22 protein-coding genes are annotated in these 26372 nt (G+C 63.3%); 7 read left to right on the plus strand and 15 right to left on the minus strand.

All coding sequences use genetic code 11. From position 1 onward, the window contains the following. Positions 1-16: 16 nt before the first annotated feature. The 8 genes from AC1U2B_RS26505 to AC1U2B_RS26540 form a co-directional block, all read right to left on the minus strand. The gene (locus tag AC1U2B_RS26505; RefSeq protein WP_480219126.1) at positions 17-1120 is read right to left on the minus strand and encodes an exonuclease domain-containing protein; all 1104 of its coding nucleotides are present in this window, start codon (positions 1118-1120) and stop codon (positions 17-19) included. 69 nt (positions 1121-1189) lie between these two features. After that, a complete protein-coding gene (locus AC1U2B_RS26510; RefSeq protein WP_480219127.1) occupies positions 1190-1486 on the minus strand; it encodes a hypothetical protein in 297 nt (98 codons plus the stop codon). 52 nt (positions 1487-1538) lie between these two features. Continuing rightward, positions 1539-1784, minus strand: a complete 246-nt coding sequence (locus AC1U2B_RS26515; RefSeq protein ID WP_480219128.1) for a hypothetical protein — start codon at positions 1782-1784, stop codon at positions 1539-1541. Positions 1785-2326: 542 nt separating this feature from the next. After that, a complete protein-coding gene (locus tag AC1U2B_RS26520; RefSeq protein WP_480219129.1) occupies positions 2327-5377 on the minus strand; it encodes a hypothetical protein in 3051 nt (1016 codons plus the stop codon). 861 nt (positions 5378-6238) lie between these two features. Beyond that, positions 6239-6925, minus strand: coding sequence for a hypothetical protein (locus tag AC1U2B_RS26525; protein ID WP_480219130.1), 687 nt, complete (start codon positions 6923-6925; stop codon positions 6239-6241). Between the two features lie 38 nt (positions 6926-6963). Then, positions 6964-7887, minus strand: coding sequence for a hypothetical protein (locus AC1U2B_RS26530; protein WP_418001556.1), 924 nt, complete (start codon positions 7885-7887; stop codon positions 6964-6966). A 204-nt stretch (positions 7888-8091) separates the two neighbouring features. Continuing rightward, a complete protein-coding gene (locus tag AC1U2B_RS26535) occupies positions 8092-8184 on the minus strand; it encodes a hypothetical protein (protein WP_418005907.1) in 93 nt (30 codons plus the stop codon). A 6-nt stretch (positions 8185-8190) separates the two neighbouring features. Further along, positions 8191-8433 carry a hypothetical protein gene (locus AC1U2B_RS26540; RefSeq protein WP_418001557.1) on the minus strand — a complete coding sequence of 81 codons (243 nt, stop codon included), beginning with the start codon at positions 8431-8433 and terminating at the stop codon, positions 8191-8193. Between the two features lie 165 nt (positions 8434-8598). Here AC1U2B_RS26540 and AC1U2B_RS26545 point away from each other — a divergent pair, with 165 nt between their 5' ends. Together AC1U2B_RS26545 and AC1U2B_RS26550 are read left to right on the plus strand one after the other, a co-directional pair. Then, the gene (locus tag AC1U2B_RS26545; RefSeq protein ID WP_480219131.1) at positions 8599-9693 is read left to right on the plus strand and encodes a fatty acid desaturase family protein; all 1095 of its coding nucleotides are present in this window, start codon (positions 8599-8601) and stop codon (positions 9691-9693) included. Positions 9694-9738: 45 nt separating this feature from the next. After that, complete coding sequence (locus AC1U2B_RS26550; protein WP_480219132.1) at positions 9739-10557, plus strand: HpcH/HpaI aldolase/citrate lyase family protein; 819 nt, start codon at positions 9739-9741, stop codon at positions 10555-10557. A 37-nt stretch (positions 10558-10594) separates the two neighbouring features. On the opposite strand, the gene AC1U2B_RS26555 is transcribed toward AC1U2B_RS26550, so the two are convergent. Continuing rightward, positions 10595-10825: a hypothetical protein gene (locus AC1U2B_RS26555; protein ID WP_260938401.1), complete on the minus strand. Its 231-nt coding sequence runs from the start codon at positions 10823-10825 to the stop codon at positions 10595-10597. Positions 10826-11342: 517 nt separating this feature from the next. Between AC1U2B_RS26555 and AC1U2B_RS26560 the strand changes: the two genes are divergently transcribed. After that, a complete protein-coding gene (locus AC1U2B_RS26560) occupies positions 11343-11600 on the plus strand; it encodes a DUF3297 family protein (protein WP_480219133.1) in 258 nt (85 codons plus the stop codon). A gap of 21 nt (positions 11601-11621) precedes the next feature. Next, positions 11622-12806 (plus strand): damage-control phosphatase ARMT1 family protein, encoded by a 1185-nt coding sequence (locus tag AC1U2B_RS26565; protein ID WP_480219134.1) that lies wholly within the window; start codon positions 11622-11624, stop codon positions 12804-12806. 5 nt (positions 12807-12811) lie between these two features. Here the strand turns inward: AC1U2B_RS26565 and AC1U2B_RS26570 are convergent, their stop codons facing one another. The 3 genes from AC1U2B_RS26570 to AC1U2B_RS26580 all read right to left on the minus strand — a co-directional run bounded on the left by AC1U2B_RS26570 (position 12812) and on the right by AC1U2B_RS26580 (position 17770). After that, the gene (locus AC1U2B_RS26570; protein WP_480219135.1) at positions 12812-13831 is read right to left on the minus strand and encodes a peptidoglycan-binding domain-containing protein; all 1020 of its coding nucleotides are present in this window, start codon (positions 13829-13831) and stop codon (positions 12812-12814) included. A gap of 54 nt (positions 13832-13885) precedes the next feature. Beyond that, a complete protein-coding gene (locus tag AC1U2B_RS26575; protein WP_480219136.1) occupies positions 13886-16990 on the minus strand; it encodes a patatin-like protein in 3105 nt (1034 codons plus the stop codon). A 90-nt stretch (positions 16991-17080) separates the two neighbouring features. After that, positions 17081-17770: a hypothetical protein gene (locus tag AC1U2B_RS26580; protein WP_480219137.1), complete on the minus strand. Its 690-nt coding sequence runs from the start codon at positions 17768-17770 to the stop codon at positions 17081-17083. 250 nt (positions 17771-18020) lie between these two features. Here AC1U2B_RS26580 and AC1U2B_RS26585 point away from each other — a divergent pair, with 250 nt between their 5' ends. The 3 genes from AC1U2B_RS26585 to AC1U2B_RS26595 all read left to right on the plus strand — a co-directional run bounded on the left by AC1U2B_RS26585 (position 18021) and on the right by AC1U2B_RS26595 (position 22950). After that, positions 18021-19448 carry a glycoside hydrolase family 25 domain-containing protein gene (locus tag AC1U2B_RS26585; protein ID WP_480219138.1) on the plus strand — a complete coding sequence of 476 codons (1428 nt, stop codon included), beginning with the start codon at positions 18021-18023 and terminating at the stop codon, positions 19446-19448. 108 nt (positions 19449-19556) lie between these two features. Then, a complete protein-coding gene (locus AC1U2B_RS26590; protein ID WP_480219139.1) occupies positions 19557-22163 on the plus strand; it encodes a helix-turn-helix transcriptional regulator in 2607 nt (868 codons plus the stop codon). A gap of 37 nt (positions 22164-22200) precedes the next feature. After that, complete coding sequence (locus AC1U2B_RS26595; RefSeq protein ID WP_260938409.1) at positions 22201-22950, plus strand: LOG family protein; 750 nt, start codon at positions 22201-22203, stop codon at positions 22948-22950. A 12-nt stretch (positions 22951-22962) separates the two neighbouring features. Here AC1U2B_RS26595 and AC1U2B_RS26600 read toward each other — a convergent pair whose 3' ends face one another. The 3 genes from AC1U2B_RS26600 to AC1U2B_RS26610 all read right to left on the minus strand — a co-directional run bounded on the left by AC1U2B_RS26600 (position 22963) and on the right by AC1U2B_RS26610 (position 26186). Continuing rightward, on the minus strand, positions 22963-23883 hold the full coding sequence (locus AC1U2B_RS26600) for a TIGR03564 family F420-dependent LLM class oxidoreductase (protein ID WP_480219140.1): 921 nt from the start codon (positions 23881-23883) through the stop codon (positions 22963-22965). Positions 23884-23949: 66 nt separating this feature from the next. Further along, the gene (locus AC1U2B_RS26605) at positions 23950-25014 is read right to left on the minus strand and encodes an alanine/ornithine racemase family PLP-dependent enzyme (RefSeq protein WP_480219141.1); all 1065 of its coding nucleotides are present in this window, start codon (positions 25012-25014) and stop codon (positions 23950-23952) included. Next, the gene (locus tag AC1U2B_RS26610; RefSeq protein ID WP_480219142.1) at positions 25011-26186 is read right to left on the minus strand and encodes an N-acetyltransferase DgcN family protein; all 1176 of its coding nucleotides are present in this window, start codon (positions 26184-26186) and stop codon (positions 25011-25013) included. Before AC1U2B_RS26610 ends, AC1U2B_RS26605 begins: the two co-directional genes overlap by 4 nt. Positions 26187-26372: the final 186 nt, after the last annotated feature.

Consider the following 26372-nt stretch of genomic DNA (forward strand, 5'->3'; position numbering starts at 1 on the left):
GCCTGGTACAACGACGTCACTGCAAATCCTGTGCAGCAGTGCGGTATTCGGCTGCGATCAAGATCTTCAGCTCGTCGGCCTCCTGCGCGGTGCAAGCCATTCCGGGACGCCGGAAGTGACAGTGCAACTTGACCAGCCGGGACCGGATCGCCCCGGCTGAACGCCCAAAACGTTCGGCGAGTTCGTCGACGACTGCCGCAGCGTCCCGCGTCGGCTCACACGCCAGCCATTGGGTCCGCAGGCTCAATTCGTCGTCGCTGGACCAGGATGCGTGTGACATGCGCGGACCACCCGCACGCGCAGGACGCGCCACCGGCTGTTGTCGGGCACCACCGGTGGCGCCAGAGCCTGCGCGTCTGCCCTCCAACGGCCATGTGTGGGCCGCCGCCCGCACCGACGCGGCCCGTTCCCGGGTGGCCGACGCCAACCCCTGCTTACCCTCGGCGGCCTGGCGCTCAGCGCGGATATCGAGTTGCGCAGCAAACTTGTGTTCCCGTTCGGTGTGCCATTGGGCCTGTTGACGATTCAACTCAGCCAAGCTCATCTGCGCCAGGTCGGGGTAGCAGCGAGCGAGCTTCCAAGCCAGCCGCGCTCCGGCGATCGCGTCTTGATCGCTCTGGTGAAACTGGTCGAGCTTGACCTTGTAGTACTCACACACGTTGGGTAGCCGCCTCGGCCCAGGCCGGTGCGGCTGCATGGTCCTGTCGATGCCTAGGGGATCGATCACCGGGCCGCTCAAAGCCAGCCGTCGGTTGAGATGGCGCTGCAGTTCGGCGTCCAGCAGGGTCAGATCGTAGGGAGCGTTGTAGATACACAAGGGCACCTCGGGAAGCCACAACCTGCCGAGCGCGGCGGCCACTTCAGCGGTCACCACCGGAGCAGGACGGCCCTGCGCGCGGGCAGTCGCGGTACTTATTCCATGGACTGCGGTCGCATCCGCCGGTATATCCACACCCGGATCCGCTAACCACCGAAGGCAATCCACCACAGGTGGGCCACTGGCTTGCGGAGTGATGGTCACAATTGAGGCCGTCACGATGAGGTCTTCGTGAGGATCACGACCAGTAGTTTCAAGATCGAAAGCCAGCAGAGGTCCTTCGCTCCACATCCCCCGATGCATCCCCGAACCCTAGCCGACAACCGGATGTCACCGTGCCGCAAACGGGCCCGGCTGCTGACCGCGTCGCCGTCAACACCTCTGACGCACACCATCTAGGGCGCCGTAGTGGCGGTCTTCGAGTTGACCGTAGAGCAGCTCGATGGTGGCTTGGTGTTGTGCCACGGCGGTTTTGAGCTCGTTGATCTCGCTGGCCTGGGTAGCGATCTTACGGCGCAGTGCGGCCACGATGCTGCCCCCGCGCCCGGTGGTGGCCGATGTCGATGCCTGATCGATGCCGGGGGAGTGGTTGCGGTATTGGTCGATGACAGCCATCAGGTCGGCGTGTTTGTGGACGGTCTTGCGGGTGACGTTGGCGCGGCGGGCCACGGTCGAGACGTTGATGTCTGCTCCGGTTTTGCGCAGATGGGCGATGGCCTTTTCAATGTCGCGGCGTGCCGGGGTCGGCTTTATGCAGTACCGATTCGTGACTGCCCCGGGTGCTGACCCGCAAGGTCGGGCCACGGTTCGCGGTGCCGGCGCCCCCGATCCCGGCCACGTACTCACCGGCGGCGTCGGGGGCCTGCAGCCGGCCGATTATGGCGTCCAGCGAGGCGACCTCGCGCCGCCGCTGATGGACCCACACGTTGTCGTCGGTCAGCTCACCGCCGATCCAGGCGGACCACATTCGAGCTGCAAGGGACCTACCAAGCCGAAGGTACAGCCGAAGCCGCGATTCAGAACTACAGAAATGATTCGGGCACGTCCTGGATCGAACGGGACACAGACGAGCAGGGTCACTTCATCGCTACGTTCTTCCCCGGTGGTCCCCCCGGGCCGTAGAACTGGATTACGTTGACCTCAGTAAAGCCAGGGCTCAGCCTGCCCGGTGGAAGCTGGGCCCACAGTAGGCTCGCGGCACCGGCCGTCCACCATGACGTGATACCCAATCAGCGCCGAGTCCCCGACGGGGGAGAGCGCTGGTGATCCGCATTTGGCGATAGCTGAGTTAGAAACCGCCCCAAGCTGTTTCATCGGATGAAGCCAAATCGCGCAATCACAGCTTTCTCGGGGTCAGAACTGGTGGGCATATCGAGCAATCGCTGGTCATGGCAACTAGAAGTTCTGAGGCTCGTTACGCGGCCGATTCGCGAAGCTAGCGGGACCAGCGTCGGGAAGGCGGTGATCTGGGTGCATCGCGCTGTGCAGGCCTTGGCCGAGTTGGTCGCGTCATTGGTCGAATAGCGGATCGTGTGCGACGTCGTCGGTCCAGTAGTTGAATCTGGCGCCCAGTATGCGGAAGAGGTCGTCTGGGTCGATGTTGGCCAGGTGCAGTTCTAATTCGAACCGGTGGAGAGCGGCCGCTGCCGCGACGAAGAGGTGAAATCGGAGATTTTCGGCGGTGAACTGTTCGGGGTCCAGTTGTTGGTCGGTGGTGGTGGTTTCCTCGGCGGTCATCAGGTCCCAGAATCGTTCGCGTTCCGCTTGATTCATGTCGCGGGACATGTTGAGTCCGAGGCGGCGGGCGCGGTCGTTGACGACGATGTTGGCGATGGCGGTGAGCAGGTGCCAGTCTTTCCAGCCCTCGGATCTGAGCACGGAAACGAGCTGTTGGAACGATGCATCGTCGCCAAGCCGCGTTAGGGTAATGCGCACGGGCGGGCGCAGGTTGGTGTAGGCGTCTTCGATCGCTTGGAGGGCGTTGGCATGGTGGTATCGAGTCGATACCCAGGGGTCTGCAGCCATGATTGCGTCCATATCCACGTCTTTGTCGCGGTCGCCGACCGCCGCGAATGAGGCAGCGGAGCACTGTTGATACATCTCTGATGGGTAAATGTCGGCCAGTTCGTCATAGGGGCGCACGGCACTGAGTTGGTGCCACAGTCCGCGCTGGAAGGACCTATCAATGATTGCGGTGAAAGAGTCTCTGGGAAGCACGGATTGAGTGAAGAGCACACGCAACAGCGCGGTAGCGGTCTCTAGCTCAGCCCGCTCGGGCGTCAGGGCGTGCAGGGGAGTCAGTGTGACAGCGAAGCCCCCGGGCTCGTTGTCGGTAAGATCGGCGAAGCCGTCTTGGATGTCGGTGTCGGCGTTTTCGCCGACCTCGATGTCGACGGTGATGGGTCCCGGAAGAATGAGTAGCTCGCGTGCGGTCTGTTCGTCGGCGAGAAGAATCTGCGCGGCGGCGATGAATCGCTCAGCGGCCAGCACGGCGTAGCGCTCGTTCTTCACGTGGATGCGCCAATGATTATTCAGCGCAACCCATTCGTAAATCCGTGTAGGACCAGCGTCCGAGAACGGCCGACCCATTCCGCTTCGTCGAGCGGCCTCGTCAACGTCGGCCTCGGTCGGCGTAGGGAGTTGCGTTGCACTGGCGATCATTGGATCGACGAATTGGTCCACGTGCGTGGACTCCACGACCGGGCGCAGGATCTCCATCGCAGCTGGTCGGATCGCGGCGGCCGTGCGCAGAATGAACGCCTGATCGATCAGCATGTTCTGGAAGTAGGGGTAACGGCTCAGACTCCATGGATCATCCGCGTACTGGGCTTGCGCCCAGATCCCTACGCGGAAACAGCATGTTGCCGAAAGCCATTGGCCCGCCATGTGATCGCACGTCGCTGCGACCATGATTCCGCGCGCCATGATGACTTCAAGGGCAGCGTCACCGGACTGCTTAGCCAATGTGGCTGCGGCGAGTGCGTATTGCTTGGCGGCCAACGGCAGTTTGAGGTCGTAGTACGTTTTCGATGCCAGCAGCATCATCAGCGCGGCTCCCATCGATGTGTCTCCGGTGAGCCAATTGATTTTTGCCTCGTGAATTTCGCTGAGTGCTGCTCGCGTGTCGCCTGCTCTGAGCAGCGCGACCGCGCGCGCCTGGGCCCGATCACCTTGGGCTGCTTGTCCTTCTACGCGTCCGGTCGCAGCATCGAGCGCGTCGCGCACCTGGATGTAGTCGGGGTGTTTGCGCAGGATTGGCGCGTGCAGGTCGAAGCTGGTCGTTAGAAAATGTATGGGGACAAGCGGGTTTGTCGGAAGCAGGTCGGTCAGTTGCTTGAGCGCCGACATCCCCAGCCCCAGATCGACCAGCTCGCCGTTTTCGGGGACAGCAACAGGAAACGGTCCCGTCGCGGCGGTGTCCCGTACGCGCTCGATGAGGTCGGTCATCGTTGGCTGCGTCGCTGGGTCCACGGTGATGTTGTGCGGCGCGGGGCTGTGCGCGAGGAACGCTTGGGCCACTAGCAGTTGAGCGTGCTGCTTGGGGCCGGCAGCCACGGTAAGCATCGCGTTGATGTGGCGGGCCAACTGGTCGTGCCAGTCCTGGATGGTCTCGAGCTGCAGGTCGGTGGCGCGGCGGCCGTGCATGGCGCTAATCAGGCGTAGCAGAAGGATTGCTTCCATCAGCACTGCCGGCTTCGGGGTGGTACCGAGCAGGCCGGTGAAGTAATCGACCGCGACCGCGTCAGCTGGTTTGAGCGTGTCGTGTCCGTACACAGTCGCGTGGATGATCTCGTAGTCGAGGCGCCTCTGCGTTTCGCTATCGCTGATGGCGCCTCGAAGCTGGTAGGCGATGCTGAGCCAGTCCGCGACGTCGGCATGGGTTTCGACGTGTGTGGAGGCATAGCGCAGCGGCTCGCGCAGCGCGACGACTTCACCAGTGAATCCTGTGAATCTGGTTCGGCCACGCCATTCGGACAGCTCGTCGAGGTACCACTGCGGTCTGTCTGGTTCGGTGATGGGCGGCTCGGGGGCCAGTTCGGTGGGAAGGTGCAGATGGTCGACGGCTAGGTAGAACAGGTCGTGATCGGCGAGGTGTTGGGCAATCCCTTGTGCGTCCCAGATGTCGAGTTCGATGCCGTGGGTGTCGCGTGCGTAGCTCTGTAGCTGGTGGCGATGTGCGACGGGAACAGCAGTGATGGTGAAGTAGATAACGCGGCGTATCTCACCGCCGGACTCGGCGATGGCGGAAAGATCGCGACGGATCTTGGCGACCACGTCGCTCTTCTGGATTGTGCATGCGAGCGCGACAGGCTCGGTTGATGCCAACAGCGAAAACCACGATGTCGTCCCTTCGTTGGGCAGATCCGTCCAGTGCGACTCAGCGTCTCGTCCTTGGTCGCCACCGGCGCTCACCGGCCCTGTTGCAGGCAGTAGGTTGCTCACGATCCGACGCCGGGCTAATCCTGCGCAGATGCGCTCGAATGCATGGTGGTCGTTCGTCTCGGCCAGCGTCTCAAGGGCAAAGCGAATCTGTGCAGCTAGCTGCGTCGGACTCGCCATGGGTGCACCTCATTTCACAGACTTACAGTTTTACATCCGCTACCGACAATGCGGCGACAGGCGCGGTTTCATCAACTCGCTGGGATTTGAGCTCTCGACCGTTGTTCGAAATGACGGCCGTCGCTGCGAAATTCCGTTGACTCTATGTTCGCGGGCATTGCCTCGTGGATGGTCGAGATCGCGTTGCCGTGGCAAGGCGATGGAATGGGGCGAGTCCTTCTTGGCCCGGAGCTCCATGGACAACACATGACAATTCGTGGGACCACCGTGGGACCACACGTCGTACGCGATGCTGAACGACCTGCGCGTCGGTGAGCGTCACGCCGTGCGCATTTAGCGGAGAAACCGCCGACGACCTGCGGATACGTGCTACCGCTGCTTCCTGGGGGTCAAGTGGTCGCAGGCTCAAATCCTGTCAGCCCCGACTTGGCAGATAGCTGGCGCGTCTTACATGAACCGGGTAACTCGGTTCAGCGGTTGCGCGTGATCCACTCCGATAGTGCTGATTCAAGTGCATCGCTCGGAGCTCGGTCCATCTGTCCTGCGAGGCTTTCGAATTCGCGAATTGCTGATTCGCTTGCACCGAAACTAAGACGGCTGGTACTCCTGTCGCGGGGACTCGGCTTCTGTCGCAGTTCATCAGTGGGAAATTTGGTAATGAGTTCTACAATGTTCTGCGGTGTAGGAATCATCAAGTCTCGCTTTGAGAACCAGCTGAGTTGCTGATTGCGTGCGGATGTCTTGCAAATTCCTCGATTGTGTACATAGTCATGCCGCATGCTCTTCAGGTCGCCGAAATAGTTGATCTGAAAATCGCCAGGGTTGCAATCATGGGCCGCTGCCAGCTGATGCCTGTAGTGTTCATCCCAGTCTGTAAAGAAACTGATAATCGATTGGGCGGAAAACTGCTTGGCGACCGCGGGGGGGAAACTCTGGAATCGATTTGACGTCAGGGTCAACTAGTGGATTATCTCGATTGGCATGGTATTTGAATCCCGCGAGGCTAAGCGTGGTAGGCGATTCTTTATCGACAAACGTCTTAGTCGGTATGTCGTAGTACCGGAGTGGAGCAGTTGTCTGCTTGATGAAGCTATCGACATGCCGAACCAGTTCTTCGGCGACCAGTCGTGTTGCACCTTGCTGACCTATGCACGAAATCAGCAGTGTCGTCCTTAGGGACGACAAGATGTCGCTGATTACTTCATCGACCGTCGGTTCCCCCATTGGTTCGGTGTCAAGCATGTGGCGGGCGGCTTGGACGACAACCGTGATGCCCTCCCACTGCGGCAATAACTCCAGGTCTGGGCTCAGGGCATTGACAGCATCCGCCACGGGTTGTAGTGCCGCCAACAGCAAGGGATCGCGCGGTTGATCTGTTGACCACAGCTGGAGGAACGGAGTTGTTATAGCTTGAGTGATGAGTCTGTAGAACAGTTGGTGCAGGGGAGCGCCGGGCCGGACGTTCGCCCGTACTTGCGGGGACTCAAGCTGTTGTCGCATGCGTTGGCCACTAGGCATCGTGCTTAGCTGTTCCATGTCGGCGAGCATGCGCTGCCATCGCTGAATTGATTCGCCCGCGGCCACGGTTAACCGTTTGTCTTGGGCTCGCTGTCGAGACGCCGAAGCGCGTTCCGCATACTCGCCGGGTCTGCGTCCAGTGCCTCGTCAAGCTCGTCTACGTGGCGCATCTCGTTGCGGATCGCCCGATGGAGTTCTTCGTGTTCTTCCCAGTCTCTGTCCAGGTGAGCAAGCGGAAGCCCCGAAACCTTGCGCGCTACCGCAGCGAGTTGTTGATGCCATTGGGTTGGGAAGGCTGCCGGGCTGGCTGCCGCGTTTCGAAGAGCAAAGGCTACAAACACTGCTTCGGTGGTAATCAGGCGAGCGCAATCCTTAAACCATGTCTCCTCTACCACTGGGTAAAGTCCGGGTTCGTTCTCGTCGCCATAGCTGAAGAGGAACTGTAGTGTGCTTTTCGCCAGAGGATGCGAGTACTGGCTGACGAAGTCGTAGAACCTGTCGTGGGCGAAGGAGTCTTTATCTGCGCCGGCCCATTCGTTAACTTCTTGGGTGAACTCGGGAGATGACATGGTTCGCGCAAAGTCGCGTGAGAATTTGTCTCTTACCCAAGACTCAGCAAAGACCCATTCCTCCGCTCGGTCGACACTTTTTGCTAGCGACCGTGCGAGCCCCGCGCATTCATACACAGTTCGGATCAGTCCGGTCGCTTCGACGTAGTAACCCAATGCGCAGAGGTTGGCTGCCGCCTGTAGTCCTTGGTAGGCGCGTGCCAGCAGTGTCAGTGCGGCGATGTTGTTCGGAAACCAGTGCTCAGGATTGGGGTCATGTGCGGCGCGAAGTGCTTGCTCGATGAGCGCCATCAATTCGTCAAGGTGCGCGAACTCTGAGTTCGAGAGGCCCTCGGATGCAGAGTAATTTCCTACTGCTCTGAACGCCCTGTAGCTGAGAAAGCTAGGTGGGTCGGCAGCCGGCATTGGTGAACCCTGCGTCATGCGTCGCTCCTTACTAGTGCGCGCGGCGCGTCGTTGACGCTGGGCTGTGCGCCTCTGTTCCCTATTTGGCACGGTGACTCACGCTAATCAGTCCTCGCGATCGCAACAACCGATTTTGGTCCGGCGCCGTACAAAAGTGACCTCTGTGACCCTTTCTCCGGGCGGTCGCATGCAATTCCCGGTCGCATGGGTGCTCCAAACGGACTAATGAGCCGGCCGCATAGACACGTTTCGTTCATGGAGGGCCTTCCAGACACTGCCCTTGCTCTTGCCGAGTTGGGTAGCGATGGCGCGAATTGAGCGCTACTCACGAACGTAGAGATGGACGGCTTGGTTGATCTCGGCATCAGTCATGGGCTGCTGGCGCATAGCGACACCATGGTCGGCTAGCAGCTTGAGGACGCCACCCTTCGAGATGCTGTACTGCTCGCAGAGTTGGTTGGTTGAGACACCTGATTGATACGCGGCGACCAGTTCGGCGACCGTGTCTGAGGATAAGCGTCGGTCCAGTTTACGGGTCTGAATTTTGGCATTGGTGCTGGTCACGGGCCTTTTTGGTGCCGCACTCACCCGTTCCATCAGACGTCTCAGACGGTCTGTATCATTTTTTGAATATTTTCCCAGGAGGCCGACAAAGTTTGTACAGGTCAAAGGCCTCGCGGTGGCTTGGATGGCGCCGTCTTACTGCCGCACCCACCCGAGGAAACCTTGATGGCGATCGCCGATGTCTCTGCCTACATGCACCTCAGCAGTGAGGACGTCGAAGAGATCGGCTACGAACTCGACGTGATCCGCCGAGACGTCGAGGAGTCGCTCGGGACGAAGGACGCGGCCTATATCCGGCGGGTGATCCACTTTCAGCGGGTGCTCGATGTCGCGGCGCGGCTGATGATCGCCGGTAGCCGGTCCAAGGTTGGCTGGGTGGCCGGCACGTGCGCGCTGGCGTACGCGAAGTCCATCGAGAACATGGAGCTCGGCCACAACATCTCCCATGGCCAGTGGGATTGGATGAACGACCCCGAAATCCACTCCAATACCTGGGAGTGGGACATGGTCGGGCATTCCGCGCAGTGGCGGTACTCGCACAACTATCGGCATCACGTCTACAGCAACGTGCTCGGCATGGACGAGGACATCGGTTACCGCCTGCTACGAGTGACGACCGACCAGCCGTGGCGGTGGGCTTATCTGTTGACTCCGCTGCGGAACCTGGTGCTGGCAGCGATGTTCGAATGGGGTATCGCCCTGCACGGCCTGCACTCGGAGCGGCTTCGGGGCGAGACGCCAGACGCGGTCGCGGTGGAGAAGCGGAAGTTTCTCGCCAAGGGCGCCCGCCAGTTGGGTAAGGACTATGTGTTCTTCCCTGCGCTGAGCCTGCGCCGGTGGCGTCGCACGCTGGCGGCCAATGCCAGCGCGAATGTGCTCCGGAATCTGTGGGTGTACGTGAACATCATTTGCGGGCACATTCCCGACGGGGCCGAGACGTTCGACCCCGCTGTGGTCAAGGACGAAACTCGCGGCGAATGGTATCTGCGACAAATTCTGGGGACGGCGAACTTCAACGCAAGCCCGCTGCTGGCGATTTCGGGTGGGCACCTGTGCTACCAGATCGAGCATCACCTGTTCCCTGATCTGCCGAGCAACCGGTTGCCTGAAGTGAGTGTCCGGGTCCGTGAACTGTGCGAGAAGTACGGCCTGCCCTACAACACGGCATCGCTTCCGCGCCAGTACTTTCGGACGCAAAGGATCATCCACGGGTTGGCGTGGCCCGACTGGCTACTGCGTGTGGGGCGGCGGCGCGACTAACTGTTCCGCCGGGTGAGTCGCCCTCAAAGCGTCTAGCCTGACGCCATGACCGTGAACTCGAAGGTTTCGCGCTCCTGGCTCCTGGTCAATCCGTCTCGCGAGCCTGATCTCGGGGCGCTGCTGGCGACCACGAACTCCGACGAGGTGATTCTGGATCTCGAAGACGCTGTCGCTCCCGATGAGAAGGAGGCGGCTCGGGACCGGGTCATCGAATTCCTCAACTCGGGGGCCCGCGCGTGGGTCCGGGTCAACGATGCGTCCAGTGATTTCTGGTCGGCCGACTGTCGTGCCCTGGCCGAGTGCAGCGGGATGAAGGGCGTCGTCCTGGCCAAGACGGAGGGCGGGAATCACATGTGGGACACCGCGAATCGGCTCGGCGGCGAGTCACCGGTGATTGCACTGATCGAAACCGCACGCGGGCTGGCGCGGGTGCATGACATCGCCGCGGCGCGGCCGTGCTTTCGCATCGCGTTCGGCGTCAACGACTACACGCTGGACATCGGGGTGGAGCAGGACCCGTTGGCGCTGGCCTACAGCCGGTCCCAGCTGGTCGTTGCATCCCGCGCGGCGCACATCCCGGGTCCGATCGACGGGCCGACCCGCGATCCCGATCAGCTGGCCGAGGGCGTGGCGCTCACTCGGCAGATGGGGATGACGGGCAAGCTCGCGCTGCGTTCGTCCGACGCCGAGACCATCAACACCGGGCTGAGCCCGTCCGATTCTGATATCGGCTGGGCGCGTGAGTTCGTCGAGCAGTTCAACGCCCGCGGTGGAAAACCCAAGGACGGCAGCGACTTACCTCGGTTGAACCGCGCCCGGATCATTCTGGAGAAGGCGCGCCAACTCCGGCTGATACCGAGCTGAACGCGGCCGGCGGCAACTGCCGCAAGGCAGCGAGGCGTCAGTTCAGCGGTACCCACCCGCGTGGGTCTACATCCGTGGGTACGGCACGGACGTAGTAGCAGTTGCTGAATCCCAGTGCACCTTCGCAATGGTTGAAGATGCCGTTGCTGTCGGATTGCCCGTCGCAGAATCCGCCCCATGGCGTGTTCATGCATTGTCCTGGCGTGGCGTGGGCTACGCCGATGGGGCTGAGCGCGATCGCGGCGGCGATCACTAGTGCGGTTTTCATCAGCCCATCCCTCCTTTGTTCACGTGATTTGATCCGGCCCGCGTGTGGTGAAGGACGTCTGCTGCAACGAGTAGTTGGCGCGCTGTGTGACGTCGGTGGTCAACTCGGTGCGCTTCTGGTGGGGGTTGCCTTCACCCGGCCCATAAATTCCGATGGTAGGCCGACCTCCGGAGTGCTGAGATCGATATCGGCGTAGGCGAAAGCCGTCCTCGGCGCTGTCCTGGGTACGGGTGTGACTCACGAGGTGGATGAGGAATCTGAGGGGATATCGGTACGCAATTGCCAACGCCGCCAATAGGTTTAGATCGAGGCTTGAGGCGACATCACCGCATGCGTGGGCGACCGCTGTGACTCCGGCCGAGTTCAACATGCGGTTGCGCACCCAGCCAACCGAGGGAGGCGTCTTCCACGCAATAGTCGGCCGCCAGGACCTACGCGGAACTCGCGATCAGAGGGTCGCGTACGTTCTTGGAGAGTTAAATCCAAGAACCCAACGCAACATCCAGAGAAGGCCAGCATGTCCGAGGATCAGAACACCGACGTACCGCCGAATCACCTCTCCATCGATCCGCGTAGCCCCTTCTATAGCGAAGAGGCGCTCCTCCGAGGCGTGGGTATTCGCTTCAATGGCGTCGAGAGAACCAACGTGGTCGAATACGACGTCGCCGAGGGTTGGGTGCGTTTGGAAGTCCCGACTGCCAAGGATCGCCGCGGAAATCCGATGGTCGTCAAGCAAAGCGGCACGGTTGATCCGTACTTCCGCCTAGCGGAGTAGCGGACCTCCGCGGGTTTGATGGTGCCAAGCCATGCAGACAGCACTGCTCCGCCCACGATCACCGCAGCGGTCCCCGGCTCCTACGAGTGGGGTGTGTTCCACGAGCGGCACCCAAAGCTGATTCGGCAGGTACTGGACACAACGCCGTACACCTCCGCTGAGGAGGCGATGCTGCAACAGCTTCTCGCCGAAAGCACCACTGGAGTCCTCGAGCCGTTGCCCGAGACGGCTCATGACCGTGCCGATTGGCTGGCTTGGGGAGAAGGCCTCTACGGACGACCGTGGGGTGACGTGCCGTTCCTGTGGAGCGAAAGCTACTTTTACCGCCGATTGCTCGAGGCCCTCGGCTACTTCGGGGCGGACGTCTGGCACGGAGTCGACCCGTTCGCCGCGGTCAAGAGCGCCGAGTTGGTGGGACCAGCAGTCGATGAAGAGCTGAGTGCGCTCGCCGACTTGGCGGACGCGGGGGACCAGCAGCACGAGGCACTGCTGGTAGCCGCACTATGGGGCAACCGCGCCGACCTCAGCTTCCAACTCCAACTGACCGCCGCCGCCGCAGAAGCGCGGTCGGAGGGCATCCTCGTCGACGACAGCGCGTTGCTGTGGTCAGCCCTCAGAGCACAGGACAATCCGCTCGTCTGCGTCGTGGCAGACAACGCAGGACGCGAGCTGCTGTCGGATCTCGTGCTGGCCGACAATCTGCTCACTCAACGTGTTGCGGCCGAGATCGTGCTGTACGTCAAGCCGCACCCGTACTACGTGTCGGATGCGACCATGGCCGACGTGCTGTCGGTCGTCCAACGCTTGAAGGCCGACCCACGTCCACAGATTGGCAGCATCGGCGACCGACTCTGGGAGGCCGTGCGCAGCGGCCGGCTCAAGGTACGCACGCATGAGTTCTTCTGTGCGCCGCTGGCGTTCCACGACATGCCCGACGATCTCGCAGCCGAATTCGCCACGGCCACAATGACGGTGATGAAAGGCGACCTCAACTACCGGCGCCTCGTCGGAGACCGGTACTGGCCCGCCACGACACCGTTCGACGAAACCGTGGCCTACTTTCCGTCTCAGGTCACCGCACTGCGGACGCTGAAATCGGAAGTTGTCGTCGGCCTCTCATCCGAACAAGTCGCAGAACTCGATGCCACTGGACAGCGCTGGCGGACCAGCGGCGGGCACGCAGTGATCCAAGTCCGCGTGGACTAGGGGATTCAGACGACTACCGGCGTCGGTACTGATCCACTGATGAGTCGTTCCCGCATCCACTGCTTGCCCCCTTCGAGTTCGAACGGCGCGTAGTGCGGGTTCGGGTTGCTGGCCAGGAACACAGCGCCGCTGATCATCGCCTTGATCACCGCGAACACCTCGTCGAAGGGCGCGTGGAGCGTGAAAGCGATCTGCCCGGCGAGGGAGAACGGGTTGCTGATCCAGTCGTTCATCACCGCTTCGTAGACGGCTGCTTTCACCGCACTTGCCTGGTCGTCCTTGTTCTCGGCGAAGATGTCGCCTTCGCGGTAGACGTCCATCCAGTTGTCGGGCTTGGCGGGGAAACCGGGCAACCCGAACCGCTGAAGCGGGTCCAGGCCGTGGGTACCGGTCGCTGTCACCCCTGGTCTGGCCCACGGCGCGATGGAATCGGTCTGCCGACACGGGTTGGCATACGCCAGCACACCTTTGAGATCCGGGGTACGCCAGGCCAGCGGCTGACCGGGTTGCAGGTACCGGAAGTAGAAGTACGATCCTACGATCGCGCCCTGGGAGTAGACGCCGAGCGACCAGGGTGTGCCCTGCGGGAACGGCACGCCGTTGTCCATCTGGGTGGCGCTGAGCAGCCGGGCGAGTTCGTTGACACCGCTGTCGTTGTCGAACGGGAGCGCGCCGTTGTTGTAGCCGATGGGCTGGTGACGGCAAATGCCCTGGGATTCAAGGGCTGTCGCCGTGTCTGCCACCGGCCCCCTGAACATGTCCGACAGATGGCCCTCGACCGTGAACATGATCGGGCGCAGATTCGGTGGCGGCGGAACGTAGTGGACGGCCTGCGCGGTCGTGTCGTCGAAGATGCCGGTCTGCGGCAATCCTAGGCGCCGTTGCATTTCGGTGACCGCGGCGACATCGCTGTCACCGTAGACCCGGTCCTTGATCGGTGCATACGCGCGATACTCACGCTGGAACCATGCTTGCCAGTATTCGATTTCTGTTCCGTGGGCCCCGGGCCCGTACGGTAGTGACATCGGTCTGCTCCGTTCTTGTCATGTCGCGCTGGTCCCAGGTCGAGACTTCGCTGTTCATCGTTTGTGGCTGTGCCTCGCATGTTCGATGCCGGCACCGACGGCGCTGACCGCCAACGCGAGCGCCCCGACGGCGATGAGGGGGTACCACCACTGGGCGCCGATCCAGTAGGCATGGGCGCCAACGAAACCGCTGTGCTCGCGGGTGCCGAACAAAGCTGACCGGACTGTGGGTACGGTCAGAGCCGCGATCAGGATCACGAGCGTTGTCGAGAGCAAGGCAAGCGGCAGCTTGCTGGAGCGTTGCCAGGTGCCCAGTGTGATGAGATAGGCGCCGGTCCCGCTCGCGCCGAGACCGAACAGTCCGAGCCCGGTTGAGGATTGCATCGCAGCCGCGATGCCGAGAATGAGCAGCACGGCGCCGGCCATGATGACCGGTCCCGCATTGCCTTTGGTCGACCACACGACACGATATGCACCCAGTGCCATGGTCCGGGCCGTGTTCAGGGGCGGCTTGAGGACGCCGGGCAGCTGCTGGACGCAGCCGACCGCCGCGGTCGCGGTGGCAACGGTTTTGGTGATGGTGCGCGACATGAGTGGCGAGCTCCTGTCGGTGGCGAGGGTCTCGCGGGCGACGGGATTCTCTGCCAGGAGAGCGTATTTGGCGGGTCCGGAGGGTTTGGCCAGTACTTTTTCGGCCCAGTCGTGAGTGGTTGTGGGGCTCCAGTCCGCGGGTTTCGGCGGTTGTGGGTTGAGCACCGCATTGGCCAGCGCGTCCAATTCCTCGTCGAGGACGCGCTTCTGCCACGCCTGCGCCAGCCACAGTGATGTGTTGGGAAGGCTGGACGGTAGCGGCATTTCTGGCTGGTCAAGGAATCGGAGTTCTGTGAGTACCGCGGCCGGCGGGGGAGTGGGACTCGGATTATCCTGTGCCCCAATCGTACTGAGCCTGCTCGCGAACCACTGGGCTCTGCAGTCCGGGCCGGCCGGCCATTCGGCTTTGTGTGTTTGGACGATCCGCTGCACTCGTCGTGGGTCCAGCAAGGCGTGGACGAGCCATCCTGCTCCGTCGAGTCGACCCCACATCCAGTCGTTGGCTCGCCATGACCGTTTGTAGAAGGCGCCGAAGTGGTGGAACTGCATGCCGGTGAGTTTCTGGGCGGCAGTCTGATGATTCGGTGCGAGCTGGCAGCGGGTGTCGGCGCTGACCTGTATCAGTTCGAGCGATTGTTCGACGTCTGCGTCGGCGGGGAGCATCGCTCGCTGGGTGGCGGCGAGGTTGAACAGCTTGGTTGCCACGGTCGCAGGGTTGGTGCCTGGCGCAAGGTATTCGAGGTAGGTCGTCAGCTGGTCGACTTGCCGCGCGTCGGGCGCGCGCACGCCATCTACTGCCGGGGCGGGCGTCGCTGTTCGGTTGGCAATGGCGGTCAGTGTTTTGTAACCGTCGACAATGGCAGTGCCCAGCGTGCCCCAGGGATCGTCGTCGACTCGGAAGTGTTCGAGGTAGTCGCCGGCGAGTTGGGTGGCGGCAGCTTGCAGCGATCCGTTTCGAGTCTGCGCGTTGGTACAGACCGTGTTGATGAGCTTGTCGAGGTCGAACGGTTCGGGTGGTGCGCACGCATCGGATATGCCGTTGGCGATTGCCGCCACGGCGGCCATTTCGGCTGGCGACGTCGCGAGCTGGTAGGCGGCCCGGACGATGACGATCGCGCACGCTTTGACGAGGTCGATGGCCGGTCGGCCGTACCGTGTGAGGTCGGCTGTGCTCGTCGGTAGCGATCCGCCAGGGGACAACCAGCGGGTCTTGATGAATTCGGTGATCGTTGTGCGGCAGAGGCTTTCAGCGTCGCCGCCGATCTTCAGATTGGCCTCCCAGTTCTTGGGGATACTCTGCGGTGAGCCGTTCGCCGCGGGCCATGTGCTGAGTTGTCGAAGCAGGGCGGCGGTGATGGTCTGCGCATGTCGGGTGGCTTCTTGCAGCGTGTAGTCCATCAGCAGCTGCGGTGTCAGCAACGGCGTATCGGCCCCCAGATTGATGGCGAGCTGTGCGAGATGCAGTCTCGTGTTGACGCGCGCGTGCATGCGATCTTGGTGGGTGCGGATGGCGCGCAGGTCGGCTGAGATCGACTGCGAGGTCATCGCGGTGAGATCCTTGAGGAGCGCGTCAACGAGCCCGAGTGGTTCGTTGAGTTCGTCTTTCGGAGCTTCTTCCAGGGTCGGAGTCGGTCCCGAAGATGGCACGACGAACAAGAGGACCCGGCGGACTGGTCGTTGGGCGGGACGGTCGAAGATTCGTTGCAGCAGAACGTCAATGGGCCGGTTGTCCAGCATCCCGCCGTCGGCAACCCAGTGCGGCCGCGTGAAGTTGGTGAAGCGTGCCATCGGCGGTCGAGCGGGCACGGCTCCCGTCTTGGCGGTTCCTTCGGTAAAGGGGATGAAGGAGGGTTCGAATGCGGCGGGGAACGAGGCGCTGCTGCGGGCCGCCAACGCCAGCGCAGACGCGGCATCGTCATCCGTGAGGTTCTGCTCGGTGAAGGTGAAGACGCCGCGGCGGTCGACATCCTGGACCTGAGTCCCGAAGGAGTCGGTGAACCTGCTGGTCTCGCCGTTGAGCAGCGTCGTCGTGATGTAGAGCGTCGTGGACGGGAGGTCACCGTTGTTGCCGGTGTGCTGGATCGGGAACGGCCCGTGCGCGAATGTCGGAATCTGGGCGTCGAGGCTCTTGAACATGCATTCGTCGCCGTAGAGCAGCGATGGCGTGCTGGCGTCTGTGGGATCGCGCAACAGGTCGGTCAGTGCTCCCAGGTCGAGCCAGAGTTCGCGGAGATTGCCCAGGTCGGCGCCCTTGACTCGGGACCAGGCAAGGAACGCCGCGTTGATGCCGCCTGCGCTGGTTCCTGACAGGACGTCGACGTCGACAACGACGTCGAGCAGATCGATCAGTTCGGCATAGAGCTTCAGGGACGCTTCCGCCGCTGTGGTCAGTGTGGAGGGAGGCAGCTCGCCGGGCCTGAATCGCCACTGCGACGCCTGGGTAAGCAGATTGATCTCGCGTGTCACCCCGGCCATCCAGATCGCGAGGCTGACACCGCCGGTCATCGTGGTCGCCAGTCGCAGTTCCTGGGTGGCATCCGATGCCAATGATGGATTCTGAAAAGCCATCGCGCACCTCCCTTTGATGGATTCGAAGCTAATGGCGGTGTCGCGTACCTGTATCGAGTAGTCGACTACTCGACTTTTCGAATTGAGGTGTCATGACTCGGAATTCGCTACCGGGACGGCACCATTACCGGTGCCCAGGAACGGCGTGAGAATGGTCATCATCATCGCTCCACCGACGGACAGCGAGCCGGACAGCAAGGTAAATGCCGACTCCGACACATTGAACTGCAGTGGCGACCCGGGCACTGTCAATCCGTAGACGGCCATCGACAACATGGCCGCCGCGATCGGCAGGTACGGCGGACGAATGCCACGTAAAGCCATGCCGCCAGCCACGCCACCGGCACCAGGGTGCAACGTGTAATTCCGCTTCGCGCAATAAGCCGCAAGAATTGTGGCTCCGCAGGCGATCACCGAAAATCCGTAGAGCACCCACCGGCCCGTGTTGTACGAACCGTCCGCGCGATAAAGCAAAGCCAACAACGTCGTGTAGGCGACCAGCGCCTCAGCGGGGATCTGCGCGGCCAGCAATTGCGCAAATCCGGCAGCTGTGTCAACCAGTGGTGCGGAGCTGGCGATTTGGCGGAGCTCAGGTGGTCGAGGCAATGTCGCCGTCGGCCCCATCGCCGGCATTTCCGACTGCGAGTACGGCAGTCCGTTCGGCGGCGCCGGTGGCGGAAGATCCGCGCCTGCCGAGCCCATCGCCGGGCTGTTCAGCGGTTGGCCGGCGGGTGCGAGGTCGCGCGCGATCGCCAACGACGCCATGCAAGCCAGACTCATGATGACCTCCTCTGTGATGGCGCGGACGACCGAGTCGCCGCGTCCGCTCGCGATCCAGTTCGCCTACGCCCCAACGATGTTGCGCCGCTGGCGGCTCGGGCACCCGCGTAGCCGGCTACTCGACCTTCGCCGCGTCACCACGACATTCGGTGCCCAGATCAGTACCGATTCGAGTAGTGGGCTACTGGTGCGTGCCTGCACATTTCGTCGCGACACTTGGTTTCCCATCACTTCATCAAAGGAGGGACCGATGACTGTCACTCGCGGCGACGTGGAGTTCGCCAAACGCATATTCTTGGACCGGCTCGGCGACGAGTACGTCTACGGCGGCACCTGGGATCCGAATGATCGCGGTGTGGGTTGTGACTGTTCGGGCTTGGTGACCGATGTGCTCTCAGCGGTGTTCAACGGCAGCGAAATGGTCTGGGGCAGGCAAGGTCTGTCCACCGAGTCGTATCGCTACCGGCCGGTTGGAGAGCAGCACGTCGGACCGTTCGATCTGATGCACGTCGCATCGTTGAGCGACGTGCCCGGCGACGCGCCAGTGGTGATCAACCTTCACCATGAGGGCGACGGCGGTCCCCACTCGCACATGAACTGTGTCGTCGACGGGGTCGCGATGGAATCGTCGGGATCCTGGGGGTGCTGTACCACCCCCAAGGCCATCCCCTCCGACAGCAACTACTGGAACGATCACTGGTACGTGGCCGGCCCGATCGTCGAAGACGGCACACCCCCGACTCAGGGCCACGTGGACAGCTTCTTTGCCGACGTGTCCGAATTCCAGGTGCCGGTCAGCGATTCTTACCCGTACAAGATTCTCTCGATCCGCGTGTGCGACGGCACCCATCGGGATTCCAACTTCGCGCAAAACTATGCGTGGATGCGAAATGCGCTGGACTCCGGCCGGTTGGATTGCGGCATCGTCTACACCTACGTGCGCCCGAATTGGCAGGACAATGCCAACACGGTGCGACAGATGATCGACGCCAACGGGGGACTGCACCCCAGGGTCGTACTGATGCTGGACGTCGAAAGTGGCGGGAACCCTGGCGGCGACGGATCGGCCTGGATCAATGCCCTCTACAACAATCTCGCCGAATACGCCGGTAACCCGGCGCGCATCATCGGCTACGCCAACCAGGGCGACTTCAACACGATGTGGCTGTCGCGGCCCAAAGGACTACGGGTGATCGCGGCGTCGTACGGCTCCAACCCGCTGCTGCCGGGGCAAATCGCCCACCAGTACACAGACGGCGCATACGGCGCCAATCAGGGCCTGCCGATGGGCTGTAACCCGTTCGGCAACTGCGATATGAACGTCGCAGACGGCTTGTCGCCCAACGATTTTGCCGCGGCCTGCGGCATCGGAACCGCTGCCGGCGTGAGACCGGCAGCCGCCACAGCGGCGCGAGGTGTGATCACCATGGCCCAGACTCAAGACATCTGGAACATGCTGAACGGCACCAACACCGACGGCTCGCCGCTGATCGGTCCTGACGGCGCGGACTACCGTGTGGTCGACCTGCTGGCCCCGGACACTGCGCCGCTCGACGTAAAGCAGAACGCCACCCGCTCGGTGCTGGACGAAATCACGACGTTGGCGAAAGTCCTCACCAGGACCCACAACAACAAGACGCTATTCGACATGGTGTCCGATCTGCACGACAAGATGTGACGTCCGATATTTCGGGCCGGACGTTAACTGCCGGCCCGAAAGGCGGGCCCGATATTTCGCTGTCATAACGCCTTCGACAGCGGAAACCGGCAGGTAGTCTTATGCGCCATGGCCCAGAACTGGCCGGTCGTTCACCGCGATAGTGAATTCTCGCTGATTCGCGGAGCATTGCTCGGGGAATCCGGCGAATGCGGCATCGTCCTGGTCGGTGACGCGGGTGTCGGTAAAACAACGCTCGCCCGGTTGGTCACCCAGTCGTTGCCGGTGCGTGCCCACTGGGTTGCGGCGACCGAGTCGGCGCGGGGCATTCCGCTCGGGGTGTTCGCTCATCTTGTGCGCAGCGCTACGTCGCGCGATCCGGTGGCATTCCTGTCCGCGGCGCGCGAAACGATTATGGCCGAGGGTCATTCGGTGATCGGCGTGGACGACGCGCATCTGCTCGATCAGTTGTCGGCGACTCTGCTGCATCAGCTTGCCATGGACGGGTCGGTGCGCATCGTGGCCACGGTCCGTTCCGGCGCGCCGGTCCCCGATGCGATCACGTCGCTGTGGAAGGACCGATATCTGCAGCGGTTGCACTTGATGCCGTTCAGCCAGCAGCAATGTGTCGGCCTGATCGAGGAGGCACTGGGCGGGCAGGTCGAGGGGTTGTCCGCCGAGCTGATGTGGCAGGCCTCGGGCGGGAACGCGTTGTTCGTCCGCCACCTGGTGGAAGGGGCCATCGAGGCGGGCACTCTGCGGCAGGTGCGGGGAGTGTGGCAGCTTCGGGGGCGGGCTGCGGTCACCTCAGAGCTGGCGTCGTTGCTCGATTCCAGGGTCGACCAGTTGCCCGACCAGGTGCTGCACGCGCTGCGGTTGCTGACCTTCTGCGAACCACTCGACCTGGACACCCTGACGGTGATCGTCGGTGCGGACGTGGTGGAAGAGGCGGAGAACCGCGGCCTGGTGCGCGTCGCCGAGGAGCCGGGTGGCATCGACGTGAGATTCACCCACCCATTGTTCGGTGAGGTGATCCGCCGGCGACTGGGGATGGCCGCGGGGCGCCGCTTGCGCGGCGAACTCGTGCGCGCGATGCGCGACCGTCCACTGGTCAGTTCGGCGCATCGAATCCGGCTGGCCGAGCTGACTCTGGACAGTGACGAGGTCCCCGAACTGGACCTGCTCGTCACGGCGGCACGAGAGGCGATCACGCTGACGAACGTGACGCTGGGTGAGCGGCTGGCTCGCGCGGCGACCAATCGCGGCGGTGGTCTCGAGGCCGGCGAATTGCTGGCGCGGTCGCTGCTGTGGCAGGGCAAGGCGACCGAAGCCGAGGAGACGCTGAGTTCATTCGACCCCGAGCCGATGACCGAACTGGAGCTGCTGCGGTGGGGATGGGCGCGAATCGCGAACCTGCATTGGTCGATGGGTGACGCCGAGGGTGCCGACGAAGTGCTCGCCTTACTCCGAGAGCGGATCACGAGCCCCGAGCTGGTACCGATCATCGACGGCACTGCGTCGGCAACCCTGACTTTCGAGAACCGACTGCCAGAAGCTGTGGCGATGGCCAATCGGGTGCTGGCCGACCCCATCGCGCACCCGGTCGCTTTGCAGTGGGCGGCATTCGGCGGTGCTCTCGCCCTGGCGCTGATGGGACGCAGCGACGAGGTGGAGGTATTGGCTCGCCGCGGTCGCATGGCCAGTGCGAAGGCGGACGGGCTGCTCCGCTATCTCACCGCGTTCGGGGAGGTACGCGCTTTGGTGCTCGCCGGAGAATTCGATGCGGCGAGCAGCCGATCCGCCGTCATGATGCAGATCACCTCGTCGGGTCAGTATCTGGCGTGGGGGATGGCCAATGTGCTCGCCGGCACCATCGGACTTGCCCGCGGCAACTTCATCGAGACTGTGTCGCGGATGGAGCAGACGGTGGCGGCGCTGACCGCTGAGTCGGCGGCCTCCTGGAGTTTCCCGGCCCGGCTGCTGCTGGCGCAGTCTTATTGCGCGTTGGGCCGGGTGCAACCTGGGGCCAAGATGGTGGCCGAGTTGAAAGTCCGCTCGGGACGGCACGTCGCGGTGTTCGGCCCGCAGCTGAGGATCGCGGAGTCGTGGCTCGCTGCGGCCGAGGGAAACGTAAGTGCCGCCATCGAACTGGCATTGGATGCAGCCCGGTTGGCCGATAGCTCCGGCCAATGTGCGGTGTCCATGCTGGCGCTGCACGATGCGGTGCGATTCGGTGACCACGGTGCCGCGGACCGGTTGATCGAGATCGCCTCTGCCGTCGGTGGCCGTCTCGCCACCGCGATTGTGGCGCATGCCCGGGCAGTCAGTGATCGCGACGGCGCTGGATTGTTCGCGGCTGCACTGCAATTTGAGCAACTCGGTGCGTTGTTGTCCGCGCTCGACGCGGCGGCGCAGGCATCGGCCGCCTTCGAAGCGGCCGACGACCGGCGGCGTAGCGCGGAGGCCTCAGCCGTAGCCAACCGGTTGGCCGCGCAGTGCGGTGGGGTGCGAACTCCGGCACTGGAATTGGCGACCCACCCCCTGCCCTTGACAGTGCGCGAACGCGAGATCGCCAACCTGGTTGCCGCTGGACTGAGCAACCGCGAAATCGCCGACCGGCTCACCGTGTCGGTGCGGACGGTGGAGGGCCACCTGTATCGGGCCTGCACAAAGCTCGACATCTCGGACCGTGAGGATCTCGCCGGGCTGATCCGCCACGGCGCCGCGAGTCGCTGAACCCTGAGCTGAGCTTGCGCCGCATACGCTGGCCGATGTGAACGAGATCGACAACCAGGACGACGACGGCGAGCTCCAGATCAGCGGTGCGGTGCAACTTCGTCGCGACCGATGCGCTGCCACCACTGCCGATCAGCGTCTGCTGGATAGGCAGCGTGACACCCAGTGGCTACACACGGACCCCTGGCGGGTGCTGCGGATCCAGGGCGAATTCGTGGACGGTTTCGATGCGCTCTCCGAAATGCCCAAGGCCGTCACGGTTTTCGGGTCTGCCCGCACAGAACCGCATTCGCCCGAGTACCGATTGGGCGAGGAATTGGGCACCGCACTGGCGCGGGCGGGCTACGCGGTGATCACCGGCGGCGGCCCGGGCGCGATGGAGGCGGTCAACCGCGGGGCCAGCGAGTCCGGCGGCTACTCGGTCGGTCTGGGTATCGAGTTGCCGTTCGAACAACGCCTCAACCACTGGGTCGATCTCGGGATCAACTTCCGCTACTTCTTCGTGCGCAAGACCATGTTCGTCAAATATGCGCAGGCGTTCGTCTGCCTGCCCGGCGGATTCGGCACCCTGGACGAACTGTTCGAAGCCTTGACCCTCGTGCAGACCCGCAAAGTCACCGCATTTCCGATCATCATGTTGGGCGTCGACTACTGGTCGGGCCTGATCGACTGGATCCGCAACACAGTCCAGTCCGAAGGGAAGATCTCCGAGTCGGACCTTGACCTGATCCACTGCACCGACAGCGTGGCAGAAGCCGTCGACCTCATCGTCGCATCAGCGCGGTAGCCGGCCCGTCGCTCAGCCCAGCGCTGCGGCGACGTCCCAGATCGGTTCCAGCGCTGCGATACCCGTGCGCACCAGGGGGCTGAGCACGATGTCGGTTGCACCGGCGTCGCGGTAGCGGCGCAGTTGTGCAGTCACCTGGGCGGCGGTGCCGACCGCCGCGAGGTCGATGACCGAGTCGACGCCTTCGCGTTCGATCACCCGCGCGTACGACGGGATGGTTGCGTAGAACTCGAGGGCCTCGGCGGCCCGGGCCCGGCCCTCGTCGACGTCGTCGGTCACCAGTACGGGCACCGCGGCGATCACCTTCGGTGCGGGCCTGCCGGCTGCAGTGGCTGCGGCGGTGATGGTCGGCACGATGAACTCCTCGAGGGTGCGCGGCCCGGCCAGATAGGGCAGCGTGCCATCGGCCAATTCGCCCGTCACGCGTAATGCCTTGGGGCCCATGGCCGCGACGTAGACGGGCAGGGGCGTGCCGCCGGCGACTGCCACCGGAAATTCCGGGGCGGCGGTGAATTCGTCGCCGTGGAAGTCGACGGTGCCGGTGTCGAGGATCGACCTGAGCACCTGCAGGTGCTCGCGTAGTCGGCCGATGGTGTTGGGCCACGCGGTCCCGAACGCCACCTGTTCTGGCGCGTGCGCCCCCAGGCCCAACCCGAGGCTGAAGTTCCCACCGGTGGCGGCTTGGGCGGTCTGTGCCTGGGAGGCGACGATCAGCGGATGCCGTGGGTTGATCGGTACGACGAAGGTGCCGACACCCAGGCCCGGCACCGCGGCGCCGACGTATCCGGCCAGCGAGATGGCGTCGTGGTCGAACTGCTGGGCTATCCACAGTTGGCGAACGCCGGCGTCGTAGGCACGTCGGGCCTGCTCGATCGCGGCGGTCACATGATTAGCGGAACTACGGTCGGGATCGAGCACAACACCAGTGGGCATACCGACGACAACAATGGGGACAGGGCTACGGATTCCGTTCAGCGCACGCTGAGCGGATGTCCGCCCTCAACTGACGCGGCGCTCGATCTTGGTGACGAAAGGCGATGTCATCGCACGCACGAGTGCGCCGTAGCCGACACCGAAAGCGATCTCGTCGCCGACCGCCACCTGGTGATCGCCGACGTCGACCACCAGGTGGTCGCTGCTCATCCCGAGGATCGTGATGCCCTCGGGTGGCTGCAGACCGTCGGGGTCCGAGTCCTGGCGACCGAGGGCCAGAATTGCTTGGCGCACAGTGCTGTTGCCGATGCGGACGGGCGCATGGCCGAATGCCGCCTGAGCGCGATCGCCCCAGGGTTGAGCCGGTTTCGTGGCGACCTCGATGACTTCGGCGGTCAAGGTGAAGGCGTCCGTGTGCAGCCCAGGGATCGCTGTCCGATCCAGGGGATCGACGCCGAGAAGGATGGCTTCGCCGAGTCGGAGCTCATTGATCCGGCCGACGTCGTGGGTGTGCAGAGCCCAGTTGAGGTTCGCCGAGTTGCCGCCTGAAACGACGTCGAGCGAAATCCCGTGCCGCGCCTCGATATCGCGCGCGAGCCCGGTGAGGATGCCCATGTTCCGGTCGTCGGGAACGACACCGTTCTGACACGCGAGATTGGCGCCGACCCCGGCGAGCCGCAGAGCGGAATGAGCGAGGACGTTCCGCGCGGCCTCGGGCAGATCGTCAAGCTGGATGCCCTCGCGTAGGTCACCGAGCTCGACCATGAGCACGACGGCGTGCGTCCGATGCTGTTGGGCCGCAGCCTGATTGAGCGCCGCCAGGACGACGGCCTCGGTGTTCAGGCTGACGTCAGCGAAGTCGACGACCTGTGCCACTTGGCTGAGCATGGGCGAGCGGATCAACGTGCGTGGTGGGGATGCGTCGAGGCCGGCCATCCGAGCGAGGTTCGGCACGCGGGAATCGCCGAGGCCGCGGGCGCCGCCACGCAGCATCGCCGCGCCGACTCCCGGCGAGCCCAACGCGGCCTTGGTGACCCCGGTGACCCGGATGCCCGTCACGGCCAGCCGGTCAACCAGGATCCGCGTGTTCTGCTCGATCTTGTCGAGATCGGTCTCGATCCGAAGCGTCACACGGTGGTGGTCGTGTCGGCCACCGCGGCGAGTGCCGGGAAGGCCGTCAGCACCATGTCGACCAACTCCGACGCCGGGCGGGTCAGGGGGTCGGTGACCGGGAGGCCGAGCTGCGAATGATGTTGGGAAAGCGCATCACTCAGCTCGTCTTGGGTCATCTCTTCGTGGTTGATCGTCACGCCGATGACGCGGGTGTCGACGAACGCCTCGATCAGTGCGATCTCGCTGGCCGCGGTCGGCATCGGCACCATCGGGAAGTCGCCGAGCACCTTCCGCTTCGGCGCATGCTGCACGATCACGCCGGCCGGGCGGCTGCCACGCAGGATGTGAGCCGACGTGATGTACGCGGGATGGCTGAGTGCGCCCTGTCCCTCGACCACGATCACGTCGGGGTTCTCACCTTCGAACGCGGCGACGACCTGGTGCTCGACCTCGCCTGAACAGAACTGGGGGACCAGCGCATCCAGCGCGACGCCATACTTCCCGCCCTGGATCAAGGTGGTCTGACCGGTGCCGACCATGACCGCCTTGATGCCGTGCGCGTTCAGCGCCTGGACCAACAAGGTGGCAGTGGTGCGCTTCCCGATCGCCCCGTCTGTTCCGAGGATCGCGATCCTCGGACAAGTCACGTCGAAGATCCGGCCGGAGAACAGATGCAGGTCGCGCTTGGCCTTCGGGCGGCGGACATCGGTGATGGTGACGCCGGCGATTACGGCTGCCGCCGCGAATTCGGCGTCGTCGTTGAGGAATTCGTGCAGGCCGTTGATGATGTGCATGCCACGGGCGATGCCGTCGAGCAGCACGACCCGCTGCTCGTCCGACAGCAGGCCGTCGGCAGGCGCCAGCCCGCAGATCAAGTAGTCAGGTACACAGCCGGCATGCGCGATGGACTCGGCGAGCGACGCCAGCACCGGGATGCCGTTGGCGGTGCCATCGAGGAACTTCCCGGCATCGACGCCGGCCCGGAGACTGTCGATGACACTGAGGATTTCGTACTTCTCTGAGTGCCGGACCAGGCCGTTGGCCGTCTTACCGTCCTGCTCGCCGAACTGGCCCTCGCAGTAGACGATCGCGGTGGAACCAACTGGCAGGGAAAAGGGAGCTGCCGGAGCGATCGACTCGCTGTGCTTGGACTTATCGATAGCCGGAATACCACTGGCGCGAGAAAACATAAGTTCCTCTGAGAAGTCTCAGAGGAGGCGACGAGATCGAGGCGAGGCGATGAGCCCAACGTCCAACGAGTTGTCTGCCCTGAGGGTCGGCAAGATTACCGACATGTTTCAGACTACCCGATCGGTGCTGATTGTCTTGCTTCCGTCGGGTCGCTAGTGCGGGCCCTCGGCGCGATTCACGCCGAG

This window comes from Mycolicibacterium sp. P4_G11, assembly GCF_056555145.1.

Bases quoted from the DNA above. Each gene is read 5' to 3' on its own strand.
- AC1U2B_RS26505 (WP_480219126.1), bottom strand. From the start codon at position 1,120: ATGCATCGGGGGATGTGGAGCGAAGGACCTCTGCTGGCTTTCGATCTT.
- AC1U2B_RS26515 (WP_480219128.1), bottom strand. From the start codon at position 1,784: ATGTGGTCCGCCTGGATCGGCGGTGAGCTGACCGACGACAACGTGTGG.
- AC1U2B_RS26520 (WP_480219129.1), bottom strand. From the start codon at position 5,377: ATGGCGAGTCCGACGCAGCTAGCTGCACAGATTCGCTTTGCCCTTGAG.
- AC1U2B_RS26525 (WP_480219130.1), bottom strand. From the start codon at position 6,925: ATGCTCGCCGACATGGAACAGCTAAGCACGATGCCTAGTGGCCAACGC.
- AC1U2B_RS26530 (WP_418001556.1), bottom strand. From the start codon at position 7,887: ATGACGCAGGGTTCACCAATGCCGGCTGCCGACCCACCTAGCTTTCTC.
- AC1U2B_RS26545 (WP_480219131.1), top strand. From the start codon at position 8,599: ATGGCGATCGCCGATGTCTCTGCCTACATGCACCTCAGCAGTGAGGAC.
- AC1U2B_RS26550 (WP_480219132.1), top strand. From the start codon at position 9,739: ATGACCGTGAACTCGAAGGTTTCGCGCTCCTGGCTCCTGGTCAATCCG.
- AC1U2B_RS26555 (WP_260938401.1), bottom strand. From the start codon at position 10,825: ATGAAAACCGCACTAGTGATCGCCGCCGCGATCGCGCTCAGCCCCATC.
- AC1U2B_RS26560 (WP_480219133.1), top strand. From the start codon at position 11,343: ATGTCCGAGGATCAGAACACCGACGTACCGCCGAATCACCTCTCCATC.
- AC1U2B_RS26570 (WP_480219135.1), bottom strand. From the start codon at position 13,831: ATGTCACTACCGTACGGGCCCGGGGCCCACGGAACAGAAATCGAATAC.
- AC1U2B_RS26575 (WP_480219136.1), bottom strand. From the start codon at position 16,990: ATGGCTTTTCAGAATCCATCATTGGCATCGGATGCCACCCAGGAACTG.
- AC1U2B_RS26580 (WP_480219137.1), bottom strand. From the start codon at position 17,770: ATGAGTCTGGCTTGCATGGCGTCGTTGGCGATCGCGCGCGACCTCGCA.
- AC1U2B_RS26585 (WP_480219138.1), top strand. From the start codon at position 18,021: ATGACTGTCACTCGCGGCGACGTGGAGTTCGCCAAACGCATATTCTTG.
- AC1U2B_RS26590 (WP_480219139.1), top strand. From the start codon at position 19,557: ATGGCCCAGAACTGGCCGGTCGTTCACCGCGATAGTGAATTCTCGCTG.
- AC1U2B_RS26600 (WP_480219140.1), bottom strand. From the start codon at position 23,883: ATGCCCACTGGTGTTGTGCTCGATCCCGACCGTAGTTCCGCTAATCAT.
- AC1U2B_RS26610 (WP_480219142.1), bottom strand. From the start codon at position 26,186: ATGTTTTCTCGCGCCAGTGGTATTCCGGCTATCGATAAGTCCAAGCAC.